The organism is Halanaerocella petrolearia, from assembly GCF_054657875.1.
The window spans coordinates 939,106-962,574 of record NZ_BAAHXW010000002.1 but is presented as its reverse complement, the minus strand read 5'-3'; the positions used below and the strand labels follow the sequence as shown (position 1 = coordinate 962,574).

Genomic DNA, 23,469 nt, shown 5'->3' with positions numbered 1-23,469 from the left:
CTAAATTCTAAAACTTGATTGGTAAATCTCTTTGATTTCCTAGCTTCCTTGTATGCTTGGTACAGGTTTTCAAAGTCATATATCTTGCTATATAGATTCTTGATTGTTTTAGGAATAATAACACCACCCTAAATTATTATTGGTGCTGAACGTAGTAGCTTTCGAGCTTATTCTAGCCTACTAGCTACTTTTTCAGCAATCTATGTTTTTTGCTGGAGGGACTTGAAGTATCTCAGCAGGGAAGAAAGCCCCTTTAATCTATTGCTGGTACTGGATAACAACCACTTAGGTTGTTAACTTCTGACCAATGTTTCTACTAGACTAGAGCGGAGCGGAAGCCAATACTGTTGTTCGAGTTCGAGCGACGGTTGTTCAAGTTCAGAGCAAACAGCCCAGCCTTGGAGTCGTTGTTCCAGTTCCCGCCACGCATGGCAGCCACAATGGCTTTCTCCCCAAAGAAAATTATTTATCTATACTCTTCAACCAACCTCCAATTAATTTGCCTATTTCATGTAACTTCTTAGACCAAATCTCATATTTTTTGAAGGGCAGGAATTCAAGGTCACGTGCTAATCTTATGTAAGTCTTTAAGACCTCTAATTCTGCATCTAATTTCTGCATTGTAGTCTTTTTATAATACTTCTTATTAGTAGTTATAATCATCCTTAAAATCTTAACCATAGTCTCTTTTATCTCTGCTACAAAAGTATATTTTTCTGACCTCGGAAATTGCTTTAGTGCTTGATATCCATATTGAGTCATATCATATGCTTTTTGATATACTATCAGATTCTCCAATTACTACCACCTCTTGTATTATGAAAAGTTCAGGGATGGACTATCGTCCACCCTGACAGATTATTAGTTTTCCAGATTGCAGATTACAGAGGAATATAAGCGGAGCGGAAGCCAATACTGTTGTACGAGTCCGAGCGACGGTAGTACAAGTTCAGAGCAAACAGCCCAGCCTTGGAGACGTTGTCCCAGCTCCCGCCACGCACGGCAGCCCTTTCTCCATAATTTCGTGCCCAAACATTGTCACCATTGTATCCTGCACCTGCGGGATAGATAGCAAGGTGCTTTAGTAAGTCAGGAACTGTAGTATCCGCTGTTAAATTTTCAAACAAGGTGTCATTATAGCCATATTGGTCATTAACATCACTATCATACATTGGATTATCTCTAGTATCACTAAGGACTAAATCCCCACCTACATTATGGCTATCTTCTACGCTGTCACCAGCTACTGAGTTATCAATATATGTAGCAGTGTCATGCCAACCTGTAGTATCTCCTGCCACATTATCAGTCATGAAGTCATTATCATCAAAAACCCAAATTTTACCGTCCACCAGTCGAAGTCCATCAACCCACTCCCACACATTACCGTTCATATCATAAATGCCTGCTAGTGTCCCGTCGTGTGCCCAAGTTACTGGACCAGAACCAGTCGCAACTCTATCTGCCCCAACTGCTACTCCTCTTTCATATGGAGCACTTATATCTTTCCCATAATCATTATTCCCACGAGGTTCGAACCCATTTTTTCGACACCAAAGAGCTATGGCAGCCCATTCAGCATTGGTCATGAGATGCCACCCATTACCTTTTGAGAAGCAGGCGTTTCTAGCTTGATCAAAGTCAACATACACTTCTGGGTCTTGGTGAGGCAAGGAATAAGCTCGTCCATCATTAATGATATTTTGATACTTGGAGATATAAATAACATCTTTAATCTCTCCACCAACCTTAAATGCTGGATGAATCTCATGTGGTGCTCCATCAACTACCTCGTCTAAGTAAAATTTAGGTATTCTAACCATAACTGACGGGTAACCTTTATCATCAAAAATTACTGTATTCTTTCCTCCTGTTTGCATTTCAACTAGCTGCTTATATGAGTCCTTCTGACTTAATACAAAGCTCATTATTCTATCCCTCCATTATTATTATTGTAGATACTCGGTAAATTCCATAAAGCTAATTCTACATCATCTAGATTTAATTCCTTTTGTACCTTCTCAAAAACTTTATTCCCATCCTCGTCAACTTCTCCAGTATCAACAAGCTTATGCTCTATTCCAGGGATAACTATATTAGCTATATACCACTTGCCACTATCTTTAATTAAATTTCTATTCTTATCTAATCCAATATCAACAACCTGCTCAATATTGCCTTGTTCCTCTGTTAAACCAACTGTTATTTGACCATCAAAAGTTATAGTTTTGTTAGTCTCATCAACAGTATAAGGTATCTTTGCTCCTTGATTCATCTCTTCTATTTTCATTTTTTACCTCCTTAGACATCAGGGTTAGCTAATATATATCTTATCTTTGCAGAATCAGCTGAACCAGTATATTTAATCTTGAAGCCATTGCTAGTCTTATCATAAATCATTACATCACCAATCAATGCTGGGTCACCTTCGATTATCTCTGTTACTACAGAATAATCAGGAGAATCAAATTGCATATAACCTGGAAGAGCTACTAAAGCTACAGGGTCAGAAGATTGAAAATAATCTCCATCATTACTATTGGTGATTTCTACTTCCCCTTCTTGGAGTCGTTGGTTTTTCCACTTATCAAGTTCAAGCGAGTTACTCCTTGCTTGTCTAGCTACTGTAATAGTATAGGCATTAGCTATATTCTGTAAATCAATACCAGCTTCCATTCTGTTCATATTTTCTTGGTCGAAAAGTGTTCCTTCAACCAATACTTCCCCAGTTCCTTCATCTACTATCTCATCTTGCCACTGAATCGGGTTGTAATTCTTTCCGTAATCCAATTATTACACCTCCTCAATTGTGTAATCAAAAGCAACCATTTTCCCTTTGCGGGCTTCTTTTTCTAAGACATCATTCTTTTCATCAATTACATGCCCTCTATCATCAATTAATTCTACTTTTGTTATTGTGGCAGAATTATCAGAAGCAGGAAGATAGAGAAAAATTCTAATATGCCCGCCATCTCGTTCAACATTTCTTATCTCAGTTGTTACTGTACTACCATCAACTGTCCACCTGCCTGAATTTAAAAAATCTTCAATTTCTTCTGTAAGTCTATCTATTCCAGTGGCATTCAAGATACCAACCTCCCTGAACTATATTTTGTAGTGGAACTGCATACAGGAATTGCATTAGAACTGATTTCAATGTTTGCATCTATTGTAATATCATTTAGCTCACTTGCTCCATTTTGAGTTGTCTTAGTACTTTGGCTACTCACTTGCAATACATTATTTTTATTGACAACTTCACTTTTTAAGGTCAAATTAACCGCCCTTAAAGAGGCATTAAATTTTATATGTTTCTCTCCGCCTCGTAAAGTCCCGCAAGATACTGGTTGATTAGATTCACTCTCAGTGGTCTTAGTTAAATTAAAATCTGACCTAACAGCAAGCCCTTGATTAACATTTTTTTGAGTTTTGCTACACTCTTGGGGCTTGTGATCTGCAACTATATCCTGAAAGCTTAGATTGAAAATACTCTTTTCAGCATGACCTTCATATTTGTGGAACTTACAAAAGTTATTATCAGAAGATGTAATCGTACCACAAGCAGGTCTTTTATCTGAATTACCAGTAATTTCTTTTGTTCTGATTATAAGTTTTTGGTAATAAGTAGCTATATAATTAGGTAAGGAACTGGCTTGTTTAATCCTTCTTACCTCTTTTTTTACAATATCTAAATTTTGTGTTTCATTTATCTTCTCTTGATTTAAGAATATATTGAACTCTGCCCAGCGGTCTGGGTCTGTCTTATATAAAAGTTGAATCTCAGAATTAGGATAACCTAAGACAGATAAAGTCTTTTTCATAGCTGGATAAGTTCCGCCTTGCTGATATGTGTCAAATGCAGCTAATACTCTTTCCCTATATAATTCTATATCTTCGCCTTTATATCTCGGCAAACCCCTTGCTTCACCTAATAATTCAAGCCCATTTTTAGGTGCTGTCTTAACAAGCCAAGCTCTTCTAACATCAAAAATAGACTGCTTTAATTCATCAAGTTCTTCTCCCAAGGTAGTTAGCCACTTTTTATTTTCTTCTCCCTTTTTAAGAGGTCTATTTAATAGCCCCCACAGATAATTAAAAAAATTCATATTAACCAGCCCTCTCAGTTGCTAAATTGATATTTCCTAGAGTCAACAATTCATAAGCAGTGGCTGTTTTATCATCTGGGAGAATAATTTCTACATCTACTACATTATCTATCTTCATTAAATAATAAGTTATTTGCCCCGTGTATAAATCATCACCTAAATTAAGTGCTTCCAATCCCATTGACTGTTTTAAATCATAATTTTCAGTAAAAAAAGCACTAATTATAGTTTCTGCTTCATCTACAATATCCTGTTCGTCCCCATAAAATTCATCTAAAGTTAAAACTATATCGAAATCTATCTGTTTAAACTCTGGGTCTCTAACTAAGACATTATCAATCAGAGGTTTTCTTTCATTAATATAGTCGGTAACTTGCTGTATTAATTCTTGACTAGCAGGATGAATAATCACATCAACAGTACCTTGTCCTCTAGGGTGCATGTCATCAATCTCAACATCAACTACTCCTGGAGTAGCTCTAGCCCATGATTCGTAAGCATCCTTAGTACTACCAGTCGAAAGCTCAGACCATTTTAAAAAATATCTATTTCGTAAACTGTCATCTGACTCTTCCTCAGTACCTTCTTTAATTATCCAATCAGCTGAATTAGAGACTTCTTCTACTCCTGGAATATGAGTTACTAAAGTAGTAATATAACCAGTCCCTACATTATACTTAGCTCCTGCAAATTCAGCTTCAACCTCTACTTCAAATTGACTTTCACCAGCTACAGAAACAACATCTCTAGTAGTAAAATATCTTAACTCTTCCCCTTGAGAAGAAACCTTAGTTTTAACAATGCTACCTGCTTCTACCTTGAGGTTTGCTGAGGGGTCATCTTTAACAAAGGTTACACTACCTTTTGTCTTAGTAGCAGGTTTTCGCTCAAGACCTATTTCAGCTACTTTTAATTCTAACCAAACCCCAGTAGCATACTGAACATAACCTTGAGGCAGGACTTTTACAAGCAGTTTATATAATTCTTCAACACCTTTTAATGCAACATAGGTAAGTGTTTTAAACACTCCGCCATTATTCCAATTAGTAATTCTACTTTTCAGATTCTCCATTTTATCCTTAGCTTCTTGAGTTAAAGTATCAAAATCTTTAAACCCAATTAATGACTTCCAGTCCATTAAATCACCTCCACCTCAAGATTATGCTGATTATATTCCAAAATTAAATTAACAAGATTATCTTCTGAGATTAATTTAAAACTAGCTTTAAGCTTAATTTTCTCTAAATCCCAATTAATCACTTCTGCTTTGGCAGTAGCTGGTTCAATCCTAGCATTATTCTTTAAAACTTTTTTTATTTCTTGGGTAATACCTAAACGATTAATAAAAGTATTCTCTTCATGTAAATACTTCCAAATATCAATCCCGTACTCTGAATCATAAAACAAACTACCTTTAGGAGTAGAAAACTCATTGATTATATCCTGTATTACACAATTTACTCCTGCAACAGTTTCAACATCTCCAGCAGGTAATAATTCATAATCATCTTTCCAAGAAATATCTACTCCATAAATTTCTTCTCCCATAAAATCACCCACTTATTGTCGCTACTATCCAATAGGTTCATGATGCTATTCTTTGTTAAAGTCAAAATCAATTTGAGGGATTATTGCATGAACACAATGTTGTATAGCAGCTATAATATGGAACCCAAGATGTGCTAAGTATTCTTTCATCAACACCACCTCCTTATTTAGTAAAACTAACTTTGGAATCATGCCCAGTCATAACAGGGATAGGCGTTCCAGTTTGCCCGCTACCTCCTCCATCAGTCCAACCATATGGATGCTTATGAGAATCATAAATTGCCTTAACTACATCCGCATAAGCTACAGGATGGGTCTCCGCTCCTAAAATAATCTTATCTGCTATTGCTTGAACTAGAGGAGAAGTTAACGTTACTTCTTTGCTTGCATTAACTTTCAATTCTCCGTTGCTATTAGCTTCTAAAGTGAAATTTGGAATAATAACTTCTAGCAATTTCTCAATTTCTGCTGTCATTTTTTCACTCGTTTTAACTAAAATTTCACCTTTAGGAGTAATCTCAATTTTAATTCCTTCGCTATGCTGAATAATAATTGAATCAATAGCATGGTCAGGTATCTCATAACCTTGTGGCAATACTGCATCAAGATAAGGGTGAGCAGGGTCATTATAGTAAAATCCTATTCTGCAAACAGTTCCTTTTTTAGGAAGACAAAAGACACCTCTTTGATCCCCCGCCCAAACTACTGGTATTTCTACATCAGGAATTACTGGAGATTCTTCATCTACTGACCCATCCTTTTTAAGCGGTTGCACATCACAAGAATATAGATTGTCAAATTCATTAACCTTACCACCTGATTCATGAACTTTAACTACTTTTGCTTTAATAGGGTACTGGTAACCTTGCAACTCTGGAAATACTTCTAGAACTATTTTCCTAACAATATCTTTTAATTCTTTAACTCCTGCCATTCAATATAGCACCTCCCCTTATCTTGATAATGGTTTCTTATCCTATCAATTTTAGCCAATCCTTCAAAACTAGGATGGGTAATCTTAATTACATTAGAATGTTTCAAAAAAGGTACTGCTATTGTTTTCAACAGCCCTGAACCATCTCTATTAGGAGTTAGCTCAATGATGTTTTTGCCATATTCAAACTTAACTATCTCTTCTGTGGAGTATCTAGGCGATTCTTGCCAACTGCCCCAGAAAAATGTCTCATCATCAAAATAAAAATCAAAATCTAACCCCCAGGTTTCATTAATCAACTTTACTAATGTAATTACATCTCTATTTCTAACTACAAAATGATGTTTTTTTCTAAAAACTTTTGAGCTTAATGTATAATCCACTCCAGCTTGGTTAAGACTATATCTTAAGATATCCTGTGGCGTACAATCAACAAAACTTTTAGTAATTTTAACTTCCTTAAGTGCTGCCATATTATCTTTACAGAATAATTTAGTTCTATTGTCATTAGTTAAATTATTGATGTTACCTTTAAAAAGTTGCCATAACCCTTTAGTCCTATAACCTTGTTTAATAATAATCTCTTGTCCAACTTGTAAACTATCTTCTTTTGAAGTTAATTCTATTTCAGCTAAATCTACAGGGGTAATCCTGCTACTGATATGTTCGAAACTTTTAATTTTCTTAATCTCTTTTGAACCAACTGTAATATGAAAATAAGGAGCTATATATTCAATCATGATACAACTTCGCCTCCTGGTATATCATCATCCTCAGCAGGAGAAGGTGGTAAACTAACCGATTGAGAATCAGAATAATAACTATAGCTATCACCTGAGAATCCGTTTACATCTGTTTCATCAGATTGTTCTAAATTGCTTCGTTCTTCCTTTTCTACTACAACTGGCTTGTACTGGACAAAATGAAGTTCGGCAAGAATTGTGTTATCTTTATTAGTATCTTTAGTTTTTAAATCATCAAAAACAACTTCTTCAATTCCCCAAGCAGAAGTTAATCTGTTAACCACATTATAAATGTAGGGTTTAGCATTAGAATCTGTATTTTGAAAAATACTTACTAACTTCTCTACTTTTTCATAACAATCAGTTTGATTGTCTGTCTGTAGTTTTAAAGTCAATGTTATCTTAGCATCATTATATCCTTGAGGCTGTTTTGAAGTTCCGCTTGCTCCTTTAATATCCACTTCATCAATTTTAATAGAGTTCTTAACAGACATATTTTGATAAACACCTGGTATCACCTTATCCCCTAATTTAATCAGCCCATAGTCATTAGTAATAACTTTCATAATTAACCACCTATTTCATCTTTGAATTTGCGTAATGCATCAACTAAATCAGTTGGTTCATTAACCTCTTCAACATTCAAATTAACATCACCCTGAATAACTATTTGGCTTCCAGTAGTACTTGTTGATTCTGTTTGCTGTTGCTGATCAGTGAACTGTGGCATTGAAATATTGCCCGTATCAGAACCTAAAATACTTGAAGCAAAATTAGAATCAGTTTTTGTGCCGTATTGAGCTTCGCCTGCTAACTTAGGTAAAGAAGGTATATCAGGCATTGTTAATTCATACATAGCATTTGCTTTTAAATTATCTAAACTAGGTATAGTTAAGTTTTCTACTACATATTGAGCCTTAGCTGATAAATTTGGTAGTGCTGGTAACTCAGGTAATTGCAAACTAGAACTTTTAAGAAAATTAGAAGCTTTACCTAAAACACCTTTCATCATCCCTGTTAAGCCAGATGATTTATTAACTCCAGAAGCCAAAGTATCAATTAAAGCTTTACCACTTTTAGTCAATGTGGATAATGGACCTTCTTTAGCATCTGAGAAAGGAAGTAAATTTCTAACTTTTTTTAATCCTGCTTGTACAGTTTCTTTAGGTTTATTAATAACTGATTTCAAACCATCTGTGAATGCATTCCATAATCCTGCACCTGATTTTTTAAAGGTTGTAAATAGACCTTTAACCCAAGTTAAAGTATCATTTAAAGAAGTTTTAAAATTAGACCAACTTAATTTAGGCAACTGGATAGGGGTTAATAAAAAATTCTTAAACCCTATAAAAGCATTCTTAATAAATTGAATCCCTGATGTAGTACTATTTTTAATACCTCCCCATAAATTAATGAAGAAAGTTTTAATAGCACTCCAATTTTTAATCACTAAAGCTGGCAAACCTATAAAAGGCATAAAGAAACTAACTACCATTAAAGCTTTATTAGAAGTATTATCAATAGTATCTTGAATCCAATTAAAGGCACTTACTACCATACTCACTGTGGAATTCCAAGCTCCTTGTAAAAATGCTACAACCTTATCCCAATTCTTCCAAAGTGCATATATTCCAGCTGTTAGTGCGGCAATACCAACTACTACCCAGGTAACTGGATTAGCAAGTAAGGCAGTGGTAAAACTCCAAACACTAGCAACTAAAGTTGGGATGGCATTAACACCAGCCCAAACTGCTTTTTTAGCCATCTGAACCAAGCCTAAAGCCATGCTTTTTAATCCATTAACTGCCTGCATAGCTGCTTGTTTCCCAAAGTTCCAAACTGATACTGCTAATTTTTTCATTGAAGTAGCAGCAGTTATGGCAGCTTGCTTGCCTGTTTGATAGATACTAATAGCCATTTTCTTTAAATTTTGAGCAGCTGATATAGCTGCCTTTTTAGCAGCAGAAGCCATATTGACCATACCAGTTTTGATTTTACCAAGTGCAGCATTTAATTTGCCATCCATTAAAGAACCCTTTAATTTTAAATATCCCTTCTTAACATGAAGGAAGCTTTTCCAACCATATCCAGCCATCATTGTAAAAGCACCCATGACTGTCATAATTGGTCCTACTATTCCTAAGATGGCAGTTGTTATTCCAGCAATCATCATTGCAGTTTTAGCTATAGTAGGATGTGCTTTCGCTATATCAGTTAGCTTTTGAATAAATGTTGTAACATTCATTATAGTTAAACTTAATGTTGGTGACACTTGTTGGCTTAAAGCCATTTTTAGTGCATCAAGATTATTAAGTAATATCTGCCATTGTTCATTAGGTGGTGCTTCCATTATTTTTTGAGCTTTAGCAGCTGCGTTTTTAGAATTCTTGACTTGTTTTAATTTCTTCTGTAAATCTCCAACTTCCCCACTTAATAATGAGATAGCCCGCAAGCCTTCTGCTCCAAATGCTTTCTGGAAAGCCATTTTAGTCTCATCTGACATCTTATTAAATCCACCAAACTGCTTTTTGATATTTTTCAATGTTCCTATATATGAAATACCACCATCAGCAGTTCGAGCTATTTCAAAGCCTAACTTTTTAGAAGCACTCATCATCTTACGCATAGAAGAAGCAAAAGCCGTTCCTGCCATACTCCCTTGCATCCCAGCATTATTTAATTTACCTAACACAACATTAAGTTCTTCAACAGAAGTTCCAAACTGTTTAGCAGAAGGAATAGCATATTTTAACCCTTCCTGTAATTGCCCTAGATTCTTTAACTGGAATAATTGCTGAGTCTTAGTTAGTATATCTCCTAGCCTGCCCATTTCATTAGTAACATTTGCTGTCTTATCACCTAAGTTATTATACATAGTAGCTACTAAATTAGCTGTTTGAGCACTATCTGCCATTGTTGCCTTTGCTACAGTTAACGCAGTTTCAGTAGCTGCTATTGCTTGTTGATCTTTTAATCCAGCAGAAGCCATCATGTAAGTTGTTCTAATATATTCTTGAGCAGAATTAGTATGAGCTTTAGACCATTCTACAGCCCTTTTTCTAGTATTAGCCAGTGATTTATCTATACTACCCATAGTAGATGTTGTCACAGTTTTTAACTTTTGCAACTCACTTTTTACTTGTGAAGCAGGATCTATAATGCTTTTTAAACCAAAACCCATTGTTGCAGCAGCTCCTGAAACAGCAGCACCAGTAGTAGCCATCTTCTGCCCTAAGTCAATAGTCTTTTGAGCATGATTCATATTATCCTCTAAATTTTGCACTGAACCAACCATTTCTCTTACTGGTCCTGTTAATTTATCTACTGCTGAAACTATTACTCCTAATTTATATATAGATTCCATTCCCATTTGTTGACAACACCTACCTTTCTGGGTATAATTTTAGTAAGATTTGTTTATACTAATAATAATGAGGTGATAAATTATGTTAGCTGCTCTTATAATGATTATTGGAACTTCTTTTGGTATTGGAGCTATTTTAGGAATTTTATACAGTATTATAAGATTTCTACCACCTGTCTTGTATATGATTTATGATTTAATTGTTACTTTCTGCAAAGCATTCAAGGAAGCTTAAGGCGAAGGGGTTTATTTTTTAAAAAGTTCTCCTATCGCCTTCATGAATCCTAATTTAATATTTTCAATTTCAGTTTCTTGCAAAAATAAAGACTCTGCTGCTTTAGTATAAAAAGCATCATCATCTAACTTGTCTATCTCACTTTGAGAAAGATTAAACCACTTTTTAATCAGTAGCTCAGATTGTGCTAAACCATTTTGTTTAATTAAATTAAACCGATCTACAATTTCTTCCTCGTAAAATTTTTATTGATTCCCACTAGGTCTTGTAATTCATTACCTAAAGCAACAATCAATCCTGGCTCTTCTTCGACCATCTTAACTACTACATCCTTTTCTGGATATACCAAACAGTCAAATACTAAATTATGCATAGCACGGTAGGCATCTGTCATAGCAGTTTTTAAATATCTTCCTAATTCACTTCGCCCTGGCTTCTTAAAGATGAATACCATCTCTTCGCCACCTTCAAAATCAACTTCCGCAGCAATTTCATAAATAGTGCCATACTGCTTCTTAAGGTTTTTAATCTTCTCTTCTAAAGTTACACCTTCCTGTTTAGCCTTTTTCTCTTTACCTTTCTTTTGTGCAGTCTTTTCTTTTTTACTCATTGTTGTAACCTCCTAATTTATTTTAGATTTAGTTTGCTGGTAAGCCATTCCATTCAATTGGTGCTAAAATAACAAAGTCTTTTTCAACATTAACTTTTTTATCCCCTTGAGAAGTAGAGGTTGAATTGGACTTAAATTTACACTTCGGCAGTTTATCAGTCGTAATTGGTTGGTCATCATTAGCATAACTAACTGTAATCGGAAATGGGTCTAAACCATATAAAGTCTCGCTGTTTTGCTTAACATAATCTACAAACTTCTCAAACTCTTCTCGACGAATTGTCAACTTACCCTCAGCAGAGTAGTTACCTTCTCCATAGCCGTATGGGTTAGAGCCCTTCCCATAATTAGCCTCAGTCTCTTTTTCATCACTGTACTCGATACTTTCAATAGCAATCATAGTCCCATAAGGTAATTTGATACTAATTGATTCCCAATCATAACTTTTACCATTAACAGACATATAACTTCCTCCTTTCATACTTAGCAAAACTTATATCAGGCTTTTCTAACCTGCTAAGAATGGATTATCATAAGAGATATCCCATTCAATTTCTCTCATAATCGCTAGTGGCACAATCTTGATTGTACCTTTTAGCTTAGAAGTAGATAGAATATTTTGGTCTAATGGAATAATAACTTGTCCTCCAGAAATTTCTCCATCATCAGCCATCGAGTTGATAGGCTGTTCAACATTGGCTTTGAAGTTAGAAACATCTTTAATCTTGCCATCATCTGTAATCTCAACTTCATCATGTTCAAATAACAATGATTTCTTTCGAGTAGCTCGGCAAGCTTTATCCATTGGTCTTCTCAACTCAACATAGGTATAATCTGACCCCTCTGGAGCCATCATGCGACCATTTGTAATATAAATTCCATCCAATCCTTCATACTGTCGGAAAGTAATATATCCCGCAGCATCTAATGCTTCAATATGACCTGAGTTAATACCCTGTGGTCTAATCTCAACTGCTCCTGGAATGCTTCCCTCCATAACTCTACCTGGAGAACGTCCCACATGAATACTACTTAATCTCCCTGCATATTTACCTGCTCCATTTCTTTCAATAATTTTTCCAAAATCAGCATCTGACACTTCTAATCTGCCCGCAACAACAGAAACTCTTGTTGAAGCAAAACTACTTCTTTCATCAACTAAATTTTGTACCCATGTATCAACATCTTCTCCTTCTGCTGGAGAATAAGCTTCTGCTATAATGTGGATAAATCTATAGTTTGCTTCTGCCTCAGTTGCTTTCGCATCTAGTGCAGCCCACATAGCTGAATCGCTTTCTCCAATCACATGAATAAATTCATATTCTAAATTAGATTCTAAAGCTACATCAATTGCATCTCCTACAGTTTGAACACTTGGTTGTGGAGCTTGAGTCTCAAACGTCCACTTATCACCCGACTTAAATGAATCACTAGGTGTTGTATCATCCTCAGAAAAATCTAAAGTAATACCTGCATTAACTATTTCATAACTGCCATCTGTAGGCACAGTTAATTTCGGCGAGAATATGTCTCCGCCATCAAGGCTATACTTAAAGGTTGCCTCATTAAGTGCCCCTCCATCTATAATCTCTACAATAACTTCATAAGAATCTAAAGGAGTTCCAGAAACCGTCATATCTCCTAGACCAGTATTATTAGCACCAGAAGTAACATCTCCTGTAGAACCTGAAACGCCTTGAGCTGCTTTAACTGCATAAACAGTTGTTGTTCCAGCAGAGAAAGAATCAAAGATAGCATTTACAAGTGGACCACTTCCTAATTCCTCAATTACCGCTTTTTTGTCACTGCTGGTAAAAATCATAAATTTATTATCCTCGCCTTGGGCACTAACTCCAACTTTTACGTGCAATCCTGACGGATCATTAACTGCAACTCCCAAAGCTCCATCTTGAATATTATGATTTACATTTGGTAATGACATCAATTAGTCCTCCTTTCTATTTATCTATTACTCATTCTGCCTTTTAAAAACGACTTCACTTTTTCTTTAAAATCACTCTCGCTAACTTTCTTGCCTTGCCCCCAATTATTTCTTTGCTTAACTCCAGCCATTACATAACCTGGTATATCATGCTTTTTAGCTAATTCTTCAATAGTAATCAGCTTTTCTTTTGTCTTAGATTTACTTTTCTTCGAGTTCTCTTTCTTCTTAGCCATGTTCTACCCTCCTAGCATAAATTATTCAATACTTCCTTCTTCTGGAGCTAAATCTACTAACTTAAATGTCTTGGTGGTGTAAATTCCACCTTCAAACTCTAAAAGTAATTCTCTAGCAACTTTCTTTTTTAATATATCGCCAGTTAAATGTAAAGAAGATTTATTAACTTCAATTTCTACTTTATTATTGTTGCTATCTTGAATCTTTTTATCTAGTGCAGCTAAGAATTTATTTCTTAATTCAGTTGCATCTGATTCCTCTTTAGCTACAAACAAAACATAAATATAGTTCGTAACCTTATAAACTCTTTTGGTGTAATACCTCATTTTATTCTCTAAATCATCTTCTTTACTTACTAATTCACCATCTGTTTCTAAATCTTCATCCTCAGAAAGATAGATAAAAGCAGCAGGAGTTGGAAATCTGTTACGACCTAATTTTTTAAGCCCCTCATAAATCTTTACATCATACTCCATGTTATTTAAAATATTTTTTAAATAATCTTTATATAATGAAATCAATTTTCTCCCTCCTAACTGCCTAAGTGATTATCTATCCTATCTTTAATAATGTGTTTGACCTCTACCTGATCTTCTTCACTAATACCTAAAAATGGTCTAGCAGGAATTTCAACCTTTTTCTTTTTAGCCCATCTGCCTCCTGCTTTAAAATGAAGGTAGTCAGCATTTTTAACTTTAATTTCTTTCCCTTGTTGATGAACTGCTGCATAAATAATATTACTTCCTACATCAGTTTTTTTGCTTGTTGCTTTGTAAGTGATAGAATTTTTCAGTGTTCCTTTATCACTTAAAGTTTTGCCACCTTCTGCTTTGGCTCGATGTGACTTCTCCCACTTATCTCCATCTGGACTTTCTTCATCTTTGAATCTATCCTTTGTTGCTTCAACTAAATACTCTCCAATTTCTTTATGAAGTCCTGTAAAGTTAAAATCAACTAATTTTTTTAAATCCTGATTAAACTTATTAAAATCACCTGTTAGTTTAATCCCCATTTAATCACCCCTTAAAGGGCTTTTTAAATATCTTTTAATTTCTCTGGAACATCCTCCAATTCTGAATCTTCTTGGTAAAAAGGATGTTCAGCAAAATAATCTCCATTAATATTAATCTCAATCTTATCAGCTATGTCTTGGGCAATTGTTTGCGGTGCATCTTCAATTACAGTTTTTAATTCTTTTCTTAACTCCTCTGTCTTATCCAATTCTTTAATGCTTTTAATCTGCTGATAAATGCTTACACTCAAATGAGCACAAAATAATATCCCAACTAAAAGCCAAACTATATTGCCTAAAATAACTAGCAAAGAAACACCTCCTAAAAACCTTGCAAACTATCTCGTGAGAAAACTCGGTCTTGACTAACAACTTCTATAGTATTGTCCGCCTGTGGAGAAGAAGCACCAATAGTCACTTGACCTTTAGCTATCTTCTCCAATAACCTCATAGCATTCTTGTGTTTGCGGATAATGTCCTGTTCACTTTCTTCATCAATACCTCTATCAGAAAACAGCTCATATACAACTATATCAACTGCTATTTTATTAATAACTTTAGGTACTGGACTAAGTGGAACATCATACCTCTTTTGCACATAAGAATTAATTAGAGCAGTTGTATCTTCGATAATCCCATCAACTTTAGTGGAATTAATTTGAGTATCATCAAGACCGCCATCAGTTGTAATATCAATTATAGTTTCTTCTGAATATCTTTCTAATAAATCATCTAGAGTACAGTACATCAGTTACCACTCTTTTCTGCACTTCTTATTTTTTCTTTCCCTTGCTTTTTCCTTTGCCTTTACTTTTCTTTTTCTTTTCTAACTTCTCAACAACTAGCATAGGCTCTGACTCTAGCTGTTTAAGTTCTTCCTTGCTAAATTTATCACCAGGATACTCTTGGGGCTTAGAAGAGTGAGCTACACCACATCTTCTAAAACCCTCTTTTTTTGATGTAATACGGATAACATCCGCCATACGCTTGTCCACCTCCTTAATAAACCTTTCAAACCCCTTTTAAATTTATTCAATTTGATTTAAAAAATATTTTACCTATAAATATACTCTTTGCCTGTCTAATCCTTCTTATCGTCTTTCTGTGGCTTTTGTATATATAAAGAATAACTGGTTATAATAAATAGGTTACGCTAGATAAGGAACAACCAATAAGTCAGCAGTGCCTTTCCATTTGTTAGTTGCACCATTAGCATCTCGGTCTGCTTCTAATATCTCTTTTGCTGCACCTTCTAAACTAGGTGGAACTACCAGTAAGTTAGGTTTGATATTCAGTGGTGTTCCTTCTTCATCTTTAAACTCCATCATAGCACCACGAGCAGACTCATAATTATCAGCAGTTAAATCCTGCTTGCTACCATAAGCCATTTGCCAAAACCCATAACCTACGTTACCTCTATAATCGACACCGTATAAATATTCTTTGTTCATAAATACATGGTCATCATCTGGTTTTGTCTTAGCTACAAACTCAGGCTTTTTTCTTTCTTGGAAGATTAATGGCTTTAGAGCATGGGTAACATCAAGCAAGAACCAAGGTGTGCCAGTTCCTCCGCCAGTATTGGAAACACTTTCACCATTTACTTCATGGTCACTATCAAAGAAATACTGACCATCATAACAAGCTCTTTCAAAACCTTCCTTTAACAATTTAAAGATTAATAGATCAGGATGTTCTTTAGCTGCTTTACCCATTTCTGAAACCATAGGTTTATAAACACCGTAAGCATCATCCTCAATATCATCTCTATCTACTCCTACAGTAGATTCAAAAGACTTATTCTTAATACTATAACCATGAGCAGCTAACTGTTTAACATTTCTTTCTCCAATCCACTCTTTTAATCTTGGGAATCTACCAATCCAAGCATAATCATTCTGCTTAGTGGTTGATGGAACTTTAGTTGCTACTTCTTCCCAATAAGTATCTGACTCCTCGAAGGACTTATTAAAGGTGACTTTAAAACTTCTATAAATTGAAGCTAATACTGCACTATTTACTAACATACTTTCAACTCCCTTATTCTGATTTTATTTAGTCAATCTTAACCCAAACCTTATTACTTTCTACATCAAAAATATTTCCTGCTTTGATGTCGTTAGTCACTGAGCCAACTAGACCAACAGTGATTGCATCTACAATATAACAATCGTCTCCAATGTCGCTTTTGCTAATACTGCCATCATTCTCATAACCAAAGACACCTTTGCGAACTTTTACATCCTCCCCTTCGGAAGAATAATCTTCTGACCTACCAACAACCTTTAAATCTACTGAATCAGAAGCAGGTACTGCCTCGCCACTGGTGTTGATAGCTGTCATAGTCCCTGCATAGATTGTAGTATCAGCAGCAGGTGTTAAAACTAAAAACTCTCCACTACGTCTTGGTGTATTTCTATCAGATGTTACTGGCACTCTTCTCACCCCTTTCTAAAATAAGTATTATTCTGAATCCCCATACTTTTCAAAGTCCTCTTCACTAATACCCAACTGTTTATTTACAATAGTCTGCACTTCACTAGTCTGGCTTTTGGTCTTAGTCTTTAGATCAAATTCTTCTCCATCATCTACTGGAACTACTTGAGGAGCTTTATTAATGAAAGTTTTGAATCCTTCTGGATCATCTTCGGCATAACTTTTAGCCCATTCTTTTTGAGCAGGAGTAATCTTGCCTTCCTTCATTGCTAATTGAACTAATTCATCTCTTTTGCTTCTTTGCATTTCTTGCTTTAGCTTATTAAATTCTTCTACACTTACCCCAGTTACAGTACTCTGTTTTAGAGCATGGATAGTAGCTACTATCTCTGATTGACTAGCTCCTTCTTCTAAATCCAAAGCATCCAGCACCTTACTATTGACTATTTTAGTTTCTTCTTGTGATTCTCCACCTTCTCCAGTTTCTCCATTACCAACTTGATTATTGCCACTTTGTAAATCCTTTAAAGCAGTCATCACTTCTTCTTCTGTGGCATCTTCTTTTAAACCTAGAACTTTAATTAATTCTTCTTTGTTCATTTCTTCTTCCTCCTTCATTCCAAAATTATAGTTTTTATTAACTATCGGCTCCATTCCATCAATGAATGGTTTATTGGTTAAAGCAGCAGAGTGTAGTACATGCGGTCTATTCCAACCTTCTTCATCTTGATGGGAGGATAATAAAACTGGGGAAAGATATTTATATTCCTTGTTTTCAATATATTCTTTACCCCGTTTAGTCCATTCAACCTTGGCATATAGACCTTCATCCTCTTTATTTATTAGTTCTCTAATCCATCCTGCTGCTGGAGCTTCTGTACCATGTAGTGTTTGGTGCTCATAATCAATCACACAATCATTCTCTTCTTGAGCAAAGTTCTCAATTATCTTTACTACATCTGCTTTAGTAACTCTAAATTTTCCTGATGGATGGTCTGTCCAGCTACCTAAAGGTATTATTTGAATCATCTCTGGTGCTTCTCCACCCTCCAGCTCTCCTTTGAGTATAATCGGAGTTATCTTCATTCTCTCTCACCTCGCTCTTGTTTGAATTTATCACTTAAACTTTTGGGATATTTGCTTAAATCAGGTTCCCACGTACCTAAAGCAGGATTAGTAGCCCAACCTTTATCAGGAGCTACTTTTTTGCCACTTGAAGGCATTCGAGGTATTTCTTCTGTTACTTCTAATCCTCTTCGTTCTAAATCTCTAGCTGAGCGAGAACGAACACCGCAACGACATTGGAAACCATTGGGAGGATAATATGTATCCCAAAAGGGGTCATCATATCTTTTAACAACGCCATCAAGTTGTTTGTGGCTTGGTCTTGTCTTGTTATCATTAATAGCATCATACTCCCAATAAGGTCTATTCTTTACAACCTCTGGGTCGGTTTGTTGCTTAAATCTTCCTGCACTAAAATTCTTTTGGATATTAGTGCGATAGATATTCTCAATCCTATATGCTTTAGGTCTCTCTTCTTTAGACCAACCTTTTTTAGCAAATAATGAATCAACATTTTTTTGGAACTCTCTTAGTGGAGTACCTTCCTCCATTACTTTATTTAGTTCATTCCAAACATCATTTAAAATATCTAACTTGCTAACACCAGCAACTGTAAAAGCTTTGTTCTTGCACTCTGCGGTTAATAAATTATATTGTTCAGGAGTTAGAGCTACTGTTTTACTAAAAGCCTCAATCGCTTCTTCAAAAGGCATAGTTACAAGGTCTTTAATCTCCATCTTCTACTGTTGACCTCCCATACAAGTCTGCTACAAAGAATGCTCTAGCAGTTAGCTCTTCTAACTCCTGAGTCTCTAGATCATCATACAGTTCAAATAATTTTTCTTGGATTTCTTCATAAGAATCAGCCTTTAAAATCACTTGTTTAATATTTTTAATGTAATCTTCATAGACTACTTCTGCTTGCTTTCTAGTATTAGCAATTAAGTTCTCTACTTGCTCCTGTTGGGGAGTAAAATTGTTATCTGCTGATAAAGAAATCAAATTTTTAGGTTTTTGTTTCATCTCTACAGAGTTATTTCCAGGGGCAGTAACTACTTTTTCTCCCTCTTTAGGCTTTGGAATACCAAATTTTTTATGAATATGGTCTTCACTAATCCCTTGAAAGCCCATTTGAACTAACTTATCATATACATTAGCTAGCTGTTCTAAATCCTCTGATTTATAGACATTAACTTTAAACGAGGGGGCTGACTCTCTAACTACATCCCAACCAAAGTTAAAACCTACTAAAGGCTCTATTAACTGCGATTGAACAGTTGAAGCTAAACTGTCTGCATCTGCTTCTCTTAAATCCTGCCTTACCATTTCATGAACTTTAGCAGCTGAATAAGTTCCAGTTCCTCCAGTAGTGTCAGTTGTTAATGTCTGACCTAAGATACCTTTTGACATTTCACGATTACAAAAGTTAGCTAGTTTCTCAAAAATATCCCCTTTAGCACTAGAAATTGCCTCAATAAATTCTATCTCAGTATCTTTAGAAATTATTCCTGCTGCATCACTGCCTAAGCTTCTGATTGCTTGAATTAAAGCTTTTTTATCATTTTCAGAAGCACCAGGAGCATACTTTCCAAGCCTTAACGGCATTCCATAAATCTCTGTAAAGCTAACCCAATCCTTGATATCATAATTTTTAAAGAGATACATCCAAGCACATATTTTTAAAATACCTGACCTTAATTGGCTTCCGGTTTTAACACTAGGCTTATGATAGATAAATTTATAAGCTGGTAATTCTTTGCCACTAGGTGCATCATCTGTAATAATTTTAGGCAGAATTGAATCATAAAATGTAAATCTTTTATTCTCGATACTTTTAAGTTTTTTTACAATTGCTTGCCCTTGATTTATCTGCCAGTTGATTTCCTGAATTCTAAAACCTTTACCTACTGCTTCTAATAAATCTTCTAGATAATCTTCAAAGTTAGGAATATTCTTTAATTGATTTTCAACAAACTCTGCAATCTCTTTATCCTTCTTGTCATCAGAAGCAGCAATAACTTCCCAAGTTGCATTAGAACCTAATACAGATTTCTTCCTGATTTGAAAACAATTAAAAAGATGTAAGTCTTTACTTAACATTTCCTCAAAAAGTTCACTTTGGCGTTGAATATCGCCATTGTCAGCTTCTTTAAAAATCTTAGCCAACTTTTGAGGTGTCAGTCCTTCGGAAGGGTAATTTGAGTACCGATCTCTAATTGATGCAACTGCAATTTCTCTAGTATCAGGCTCTTTAGTTGATTTTAATTCTCTTCCATATTGATCTACAATCTTACTCATTAATAAGTCCCCCTTCCTTGAAACCTACGTTTTGATACTGATTCATACTCACTCTCTCCACTTCCAATGCTCATAGCTAACTTATATGCCCCTTCTAATGCGTCGGGTCCATCATCATTAGCAGCCATTGGGAAAAACTTTAATTGTTCTAGTAATGTTTTGTGTTGTTCGTTAAATTTAATATATTTGTTCTTGATATGAGGCTGTAAGGTTTGAATCCTCATTTCTTTATCTGAAACTTGATTGACTTCTTCAATAGGTAGATATAAATTTTCTTGGGCACTTCTTTTAGCCAACTCTTCTTTCAAAAACCATTGGAACTGATTTGTCTCTGCCCCTAACTTAGCAACCCCCTTGCCATAATCACGTCTTAACCTCTTTTCTACCTCAAAAGTATCAGTAATGATTATATCAGGATGTCTTTTTTCAATGGAAGCTTCGACTACATAGATATAACCTGTGATGATATGTTTAGCCAACACAATAATAGTTGAGTAGTCACTATCTTTATTCTTACCTAGTGAAGGATCTATGAACCCAACAAATATAAAACCATCTGAAAAGTCAATTTCTGCTGGATTATAGTAATCAAGCCATTCTTCGTTAAATAACGCATCATCTGGGTCAATTGGTTCGTTTTGAATTTCAGAGTTAAAAGAAGCTTCCCCTTCCGTTAACTTATCAACCATTAAATCATAATAACTATTCTTCTCTTCCCAGAGAACTTCAACGCCTTCTAGCATTTCTTCTTTGAATTGCTCAAAAAAGTGCAAGGCATCTTCTTCACGTTCTGGATTGGATAAATCAGTAAATATCTCTTCCCAGGTGTCCCACATGCTTTGATTTTTAGAGAATGATAAGACACCTTTATACTTAACGCTTCTATAACCTGGGTTCTCTAAGATATTAGCAAGTAATGAGTCGTAGTGTAGAATAGTACCTATATAAACAATATCAGTGTAATCATCACCAGCTTTAGAAACTGCTTTAAAGAACCAATTAGATAATTTTTTACGCTGTTCAGGAGTTTTTACATTCTCATCATTCTCAATATCATCAAGAACTACTAAATCAGGTCGCCAGTTTCTATGCCTTCTACCTCTGACTTTTTTTCCTGACCCAATACCTTCAATTTTAATATTAGTGCTAGTTGTAATTGAATCTTCACGCCATGTTTTGCCTTGTAACTCTCCAAAATCTTCTTGGACTGCTTTATTCTCTTCTAATTCAATCTTGATGTCGCTTAAAAACCCTTTTGCTTGGTCACTTGAATCAGAAAGAATCAAAATATAATGTTTATATTCATATAAAATGGCGTGTAAACTATCTTTGAAGGTAAAGGTAGTACTTTTAGCATGACCACGAGGTGCTGCAATCGCACGATTAGAACCATTTAGCCCAGCAAGTTCTTTAGCAGCATTTTCATCTTCTGGGTTCTTGCCCTTTAATACTGCTTCTTGCCAGATGTCATCTAATTCTCTGTGAAAATCAGGTGACTTTCTAACAAAGTAGTGTGGAAAATAAGCTCTTCCAAAGTATTCAAGGTCAATTGCCCCTAGTTTTCGCCTTAAACCATTTTCTCCAGTAAGTTTTGTTCCATCATGATACTCCTGGAGAAGCTTTTTATGCTCTTTGCTGCTTCCTCGCTTAAGATATTTAACTAGTAATTCTTCAACATCTATCTCCTGTTCACTATTGTTTATATAGTCAGTATCCTCTACTAACTCAGTTATTAATTCAGCCACCTTTACCACCTAATTCTTAACGGCTTCTTTGCTTTTATCCACAAGCCTTGTTAGTTTTTGCATTAACTCGGAATCGGTATTAATTTCTGATTTTAATTCTTCTTTAATCTTTTGGACAGCAGCTTCTACACCTTCGTTATATTTTAGCTTGACTCTTTCACGTCTGGTAGCAGAGGATTCAAGTTTTGATAAGACATTCATCAACTTAACTAAATTTGCTTCTTTTAACTCTTTCCCTGCATCTACCTTCATTAAAGTTTCCATGATTAATTGTACTGACATTTGAGAAGCTGCTTCATACATTTCTGTTGCAGGTCTATCAGCAGATTCTTCAACAATTGTTTTGGCTTGGTCTTTAACTACCTTTAATCGTTCTAAACGAGAAAGAAAGTCTTTCCCATACCTACCTACTGCTGATTTTGAGATTTCATATCCTTCTTGCTTAATCATGTCAGTTATTTCTCGATAAGTCTTGCCAGCGACTAACTTTTGATTAACTGCTTCCAGTAGTTCATCGGGCAACTCTTCTCTTACCTTGTGATGCTTCCTTCTAAAAGTCATAAAATCACCCCTGGGTCAGGGTCGATGTTCCCTTCTATAAGGTCTATTCCTTTTGAAGTTAACTTAACTAAATTTCTTGAAATATCATATTCAGGAATTTCAGCTGTATCTTGAATTACATATTTCTTTTCTGCTAGATAAGTAATTAACCCATTAACCTTAGCAGGAGAGATAGAGTACTGGATGTCAGTAAGAATCTCACTAATTAAGTGATCCCCTGTCGGTTGCGGGTAATTCATATATAAAATTTTTAGTATTCTGCCTCTAATCTCTTTATTTTGATTGCCATTAACTGCTTTTTTCAACTCTATCACCGCCTATCACTTTGGATAATGCCTTGTTCATTTCACTTATTTCACTACTTACATTGTCTATTTTAGAATCAAGATTGCTAATTGCCCGTAAAAAATCATCACGCATAACAAATTTACGGGGCATATCAGCTCTATCATCTGCAATTTCTTTTTTAAGTTCATCAATTTCTCTTTCGTGCTCGTTGATATCTTCTTTGATTGTTGTTCTTAAATCATGGAGAAGATAACCAACTATTCCTAATAAAACTGAAAATATAGAAGTGACAATAGTCACTACTATGCTAGTTTCCATTGCTACCACATCCAATCATGTTACCTC

General features: G+C 35.1%; 31 protein-coding genes. 1 reads left to right on the top strand and 30 read right to left on the bottom strand.

The features are described from left to right. Positions 1-462: 462 nt before the first annotated feature. From avd to ACYQ39_RS12130, 12 genes are all read right to left on the bottom strand, one after another. Complete coding sequence (avd, locus tag ACYQ39_RS12185) at positions 463-798, bottom strand: diversity-generating retroelement protein Avd (RefSeq protein ID WP_459843494.1); 336 nt, start codon at positions 796-798, stop codon at positions 463-465. A gap of 83 nt (positions 799-881) precedes the next feature. Beyond that, positions 882-1,928 (bottom strand): SUMF1/EgtB/PvdO family nonheme iron enzyme, encoded by a 1,047-nt coding sequence (locus ACYQ39_RS12180; RefSeq protein WP_459843491.1) that lies wholly within the window; start codon positions 1,926-1,928, stop codon positions 882-884. Further along, positions 1,928-2,290: a hypothetical protein gene (locus ACYQ39_RS12175; RefSeq protein WP_459843488.1), complete on the bottom strand. Its 363-nt coding sequence runs from the start codon at positions 2,288-2,290 to the stop codon at positions 1,928-1,930. Before ACYQ39_RS12175 ends, ACYQ39_RS12180 begins: the two co-directional genes overlap by 1 nt. Positions 2,291-2,301: 11 nt before the next feature. Next, complete coding sequence (locus ACYQ39_RS12170) at positions 2,302-2,790, bottom strand: signal transduction protein (protein ID WP_459843486.1); 489 nt, start codon at positions 2,788-2,790, stop codon at positions 2,302-2,304. A gap of 3 nt (positions 2,791-2,793) precedes the next feature. Further along, positions 2,794-3,087 carry a hypothetical protein gene (locus tag ACYQ39_RS12165; RefSeq protein WP_459843483.1) on the bottom strand — a complete coding sequence of 98 codons (294 nt, stop codon included), beginning with the start codon at positions 3,085-3,087 and terminating at the stop codon, positions 2,794-2,796. Further along, complete coding sequence (locus ACYQ39_RS12160) at positions 3,084-4,106, bottom strand: phage tail protein (RefSeq protein ID WP_459843481.1); 1,023 nt, start codon at positions 4,104-4,106, stop codon at positions 3,084-3,086. The genes ACYQ39_RS12165 and ACYQ39_RS12160 overlap by 4 nt, the downstream gene beginning before the upstream one ends. A 1-nt stretch (position 4,107) precedes the next feature. Continuing rightward, complete coding sequence (locus tag ACYQ39_RS12155; protein ID WP_459843478.1) at positions 4,108-5,244, bottom strand: baseplate J/gp47 family protein; 1,137 nt, start codon at positions 5,242-5,244, stop codon at positions 4,108-4,110. Beyond that, positions 5,244-5,654 carry a GPW/gp25 family protein gene (locus ACYQ39_RS12150; RefSeq protein WP_459843476.1) on the bottom strand — a complete coding sequence of 137 codons (411 nt, stop codon included), beginning with the start codon at positions 5,652-5,654 and terminating at the stop codon, positions 5,244-5,246. Before ACYQ39_RS12150 ends, ACYQ39_RS12155 begins: the two co-directional genes overlap by 1 nt. A gap of 163 nt (positions 5,655-5,817) precedes the next feature. Next, a complete protein-coding gene (locus ACYQ39_RS12145) occupies positions 5,818-6,588 on the bottom strand; it encodes a type VI secretion system Vgr family protein (protein WP_459843473.1) in 771 nt (256 codons plus the stop codon). Further along, positions 6,567-7,328 (bottom strand): hypothetical protein, encoded by a 762-nt coding sequence (locus tag ACYQ39_RS12140; protein WP_459843471.1) that lies wholly within the window; start codon positions 7,326-7,328, stop codon positions 6,567-6,569. The genes ACYQ39_RS12145 and ACYQ39_RS12140 overlap by 22 nt, the downstream gene beginning before the upstream one ends. Then, positions 7,325-7,897 (bottom strand): baseplate complex protein, encoded by a 573-nt coding sequence (locus tag ACYQ39_RS12135; protein ID WP_459843469.1) that lies wholly within the window; start codon positions 7,895-7,897, stop codon positions 7,325-7,327. Before ACYQ39_RS12135 ends, ACYQ39_RS12140 begins: the two co-directional genes overlap by 4 nt. 2 nt (positions 7,898-7,899) lie before the next feature. Next, a complete protein-coding gene (locus tag ACYQ39_RS12130; protein WP_459843466.1) occupies positions 7,900-10,701 on the bottom strand; it encodes a phage tail tape measure protein in 2,802 nt (933 codons plus the stop codon). A gap of 76 nt (positions 10,702-10,777) precedes the next feature. On the opposite strand from ACYQ39_RS12130, the gene ACYQ39_RS12125 reads away from it, so the two are divergent. Next, positions 10,778-10,930, top strand: a complete 153-nt coding sequence (locus ACYQ39_RS12125) for a hypothetical protein (protein ID WP_459843464.1) — start codon at positions 10,778-10,780, stop codon at positions 10,928-10,930. Positions 10,931-11,150: 220 nt separating this feature from the next. On the opposite strand, the gene ACYQ39_RS12120 is transcribed toward ACYQ39_RS12125, so the two are convergent. From ACYQ39_RS12120 to ACYQ39_RS12035, 18 genes are all read right to left on the bottom strand, one after another. After that, positions 11,151-11,540, bottom strand: a complete 390-nt coding sequence (locus ACYQ39_RS12120) for a DUF6848 family protein (protein WP_459843461.1) — start codon at positions 11,538-11,540, stop codon at positions 11,151-11,153. 28 nt (positions 11,541-11,568) lie between these two features. Further along, entirely contained in the window at positions 11,569-12,003 is a 435-nt protein-coding gene (locus ACYQ39_RS12115; RefSeq protein WP_459843458.1) for a hypothetical protein, read from the bottom strand. Between the two features lie 45 nt (positions 12,004-12,048). Then, positions 12,049-13,482, bottom strand: a complete 1,434-nt coding sequence (locus ACYQ39_RS12110) for a DUF2586 domain-containing protein (RefSeq protein ID WP_459843455.1) — start codon at positions 13,480-13,482, stop codon at positions 12,049-12,051. Between the two features lie 20 nt (positions 13,483-13,502). Beyond that, positions 13,503-13,718, bottom strand: coding sequence for a hypothetical protein (locus ACYQ39_RS12105; protein ID WP_459843452.1), 216 nt, complete (start codon positions 13,716-13,718; stop codon positions 13,503-13,505). A gap of 21 nt (positions 13,719-13,739) precedes the next feature. After that, positions 13,740-14,240 carry a hypothetical protein gene (locus tag ACYQ39_RS12100; protein ID WP_459843449.1) on the bottom strand — a complete coding sequence of 167 codons (501 nt, stop codon included), beginning with the start codon at positions 14,238-14,240 and terminating at the stop codon, positions 13,740-13,742. Positions 14,241-14,251: 11 nt separating this feature from the next. After that, positions 14,252-14,731: a phage virion morphogenesis protein gene (locus ACYQ39_RS12095; RefSeq protein WP_459843447.1), complete on the bottom strand. Its 480-nt coding sequence runs from the start codon at positions 14,729-14,731 to the stop codon at positions 14,252-14,254. Between the two features lie 23 nt (positions 14,732-14,754). Next, positions 14,755-15,042, bottom strand: coding sequence for a hypothetical protein (locus ACYQ39_RS12090; protein WP_459843444.1), 288 nt, complete (start codon positions 15,040-15,042; stop codon positions 14,755-14,757). Positions 15,043-15,053: 11 nt separating this feature from the next. After that, complete coding sequence (locus ACYQ39_RS12085; protein WP_459843442.1) at positions 15,054-15,479, bottom strand: gp436 family protein; 426 nt, start codon at positions 15,477-15,479, stop codon at positions 15,054-15,056. 25 nt (positions 15,480-15,504) lie between these two features. Beyond that, positions 15,505-15,714: an HI1506-related protein gene (locus tag ACYQ39_RS12080; protein WP_459843439.1), complete on the bottom strand. Its 210-nt coding sequence runs from the start codon at positions 15,712-15,714 to the stop codon at positions 15,505-15,507. A gap of 165 nt (positions 15,715-15,879) precedes the next feature. Next, the gene (locus ACYQ39_RS12075; RefSeq protein WP_459843437.1) at positions 15,880-16,758 is read right to left on the bottom strand and encodes a Mu-like prophage major head subunit gpT family protein; all 879 of its coding nucleotides are present in this window, start codon (positions 16,756-16,758) and stop codon (positions 15,880-15,882) included. Positions 16,759-16,786: 28 nt separating this feature from the next. Then, entirely contained in the window at positions 16,787-17,167 is a 381-nt protein-coding gene (locus ACYQ39_RS12070) for a hypothetical protein (RefSeq protein ID WP_459843434.1), read from the bottom strand. A 27-nt stretch (positions 17,168-17,194) separates the two neighbouring features. After that, on the bottom strand, positions 17,195-18,253 hold the full coding sequence (locus ACYQ39_RS12065; RefSeq protein ID WP_459843431.1) for a phage protease: 1,059 nt from the start codon (positions 18,251-18,253) through the stop codon (positions 17,195-17,197). Continuing rightward, entirely contained in the window at positions 18,250-18,969 is a 720-nt protein-coding gene (locus ACYQ39_RS12060) for a phage head morphogenesis protein (protein WP_459843428.1), read from the bottom strand. Before ACYQ39_RS12060 ends, ACYQ39_RS12065 begins: the two co-directional genes overlap by 4 nt. Then, positions 18,959-20,530: a DUF935 domain-containing protein gene (locus tag ACYQ39_RS12055; RefSeq protein WP_459843425.1), complete on the bottom strand. Its 1,572-nt coding sequence runs from the start codon at positions 20,528-20,530 to the stop codon at positions 18,959-18,961. The genes ACYQ39_RS12060 and ACYQ39_RS12055 overlap by 11 nt, the downstream gene beginning before the upstream one ends. Beyond that, positions 20,530-22,284 carry a phage terminase large subunit gene (gene terL, locus ACYQ39_RS12050; RefSeq protein ID WP_459843422.1) on the bottom strand — a complete coding sequence of 585 codons (1,755 nt, stop codon included), beginning with the start codon at positions 22,282-22,284 and terminating at the stop codon, positions 20,530-20,532. The genes ACYQ39_RS12055 and terL overlap by 1 nt, the downstream gene beginning before the upstream one ends. Next, complete coding sequence (locus tag ACYQ39_RS12045; RefSeq protein ID WP_459843419.1) at positions 22,285-22,836, bottom strand: phage protein Gp27 family protein; 552 nt, start codon at positions 22,834-22,836, stop codon at positions 22,285-22,287. It lies immediately after the preceding gene. Then, on the bottom strand, positions 22,833-23,141 hold the full coding sequence (locus ACYQ39_RS12040) for a hypothetical protein (RefSeq protein WP_459843416.1): 309 nt from the start codon (positions 23,139-23,141) through the stop codon (positions 22,833-22,835). Before ACYQ39_RS12040 ends, ACYQ39_RS12045 begins: the two co-directional genes overlap by 4 nt. Then, entirely contained in the window at positions 23,125-23,457 is a 333-nt protein-coding gene (locus ACYQ39_RS12035) for a hypothetical protein (protein WP_459843413.1), read from the bottom strand. Before ACYQ39_RS12035 ends, ACYQ39_RS12040 begins: the two co-directional genes overlap by 17 nt. Positions 23,458-23,469 lie beyond the last annotated feature (12 nt).

Coding starts and splice junctions, on each gene's coding strand:
- ACYQ39_RS12135 (WP_459843469.1), bottom strand. CDS start 7,897: ATGAAAGTTATTACTAATGACTATGGGCTGATTAAATTAGGGGATAAG.
- ACYQ39_RS12105 (WP_459843452.1), bottom strand. CDS start 13,718: ATGGCTAAGAAGAAAGAGAACTCGAAGAAAAGTAAATCTAAGACAAAA.
- ACYQ39_RS12085 (WP_459843442.1), bottom strand. CDS start 15,479: ATGTACTGTACTCTAGATGATTTATTAGAAAGATATTCAGAAGAAACT.
- ACYQ39_RS12145 (WP_459843473.1), bottom strand. CDS start 6,588: ATGGCAGGAGTTAAAGAATTAAAAGATATTGTTAGGAAAATAGTTCTA.
- ACYQ39_RS12075 (WP_459843437.1), bottom strand. CDS start 16,758: ATGTTAGTAAATAGTGCAGTATTAGCTTCAATTTATAGAAGTTTTAAA.
- ACYQ39_RS12080 (WP_459843439.1), bottom strand. CDS start 15,714: ATGGCGGATGTTATCCGTATTACATCAAAAAAAGAGGGTTTTAGAAGA.
- ACYQ39_RS12115 (WP_459843458.1), bottom strand. CDS start 12,003: ATGTCTGTTAATGGTAAAAGTTATGATTGGGAATCAATTAGTATCAAA.
- ACYQ39_RS12120 (WP_459843461.1), bottom strand. CDS start 11,540: ATGAGTAAAAAAGAAAAGACTGCACAAAAGAAAGGTAAAGAGAAAAAG.
- ACYQ39_RS12065 (WP_459843431.1), bottom strand. CDS start 18,253: ATGAAGATAACTCCGATTATACTCAAAGGAGAGCTGGAGGGTGGAGAA.
- ACYQ39_RS12175 (WP_459843488.1), bottom strand. CDS start 2,290: ATGAAAATAGAAGAGATGAATCAAGGAGCAAAGATACCTTATACTGTT.
- ACYQ39_RS12150 (WP_459843476.1), bottom strand. CDS start 5,654: ATGGGAGAAGAAATTTATGGAGTAGATATTTCTTGGAAAGATGATTAT.
- ACYQ39_RS12110 (WP_459843455.1), bottom strand. CDS start 13,482: ATGTCATTACCAAATGTAAATCATAATATTCAAGATGGAGCTTTGGGA.
- ACYQ39_RS12160 (WP_459843481.1), bottom strand. CDS start 4,106: ATGAATTTTTTTAATTATCTGTGGGGGCTATTAAATAGACCTCTTAAA.
- ACYQ39_RS12130 (WP_459843466.1), bottom strand. CDS start 10,701: ATGGGAATGGAATCTATATATAAATTAGGAGTAATAGTTTCAGCAGTA.
- ACYQ39_RS12055 (WP_459843425.1), bottom strand. CDS start 20,530: ATGAGTAAGATTGTAGATCAATATGGAAGAGAATTAAAATCAACTAAA.
- ACYQ39_RS12140 (WP_459843471.1), bottom strand. CDS start 7,328: ATGATTGAATATATAGCTCCTTATTTTCATATTACAGTTGGTTCAAAA.
- ACYQ39_RS12045 (WP_459843419.1), bottom strand. CDS start 22,836: ATGACTTTTAGAAGGAAGCATCACAAGGTAAGAGAAGAGTTGCCCGAT.
- ACYQ39_RS12155 (WP_459843478.1), bottom strand. CDS start 5,244: ATGGACTGGAAGTCATTAATTGGGTTTAAAGATTTTGATACTTTAACT.
- ACYQ39_RS12125 (WP_459843464.1), top strand. CDS start 10,778: ATGTTAGCTGCTCTTATAATGATTATTGGAACTTCTTTTGGTATTGGA.
- ACYQ39_RS12060 (WP_459843428.1), bottom strand. CDS start 18,969: ATGGAGATTAAAGACCTTGTAACTATGCCTTTTGAAGAAGCGATTGAG.
- ACYQ39_RS12095 (WP_459843447.1), bottom strand. CDS start 14,731: ATGGGGATTAAACTAACAGGTGATTTTAATAAGTTTAATCAGGATTTA.
- ACYQ39_RS12180 (WP_459843491.1), bottom strand. CDS start 1,928: ATGAGCTTTGTATTAAGTCAGAAGGACTCATATAAGCAGCTAGTTGAA.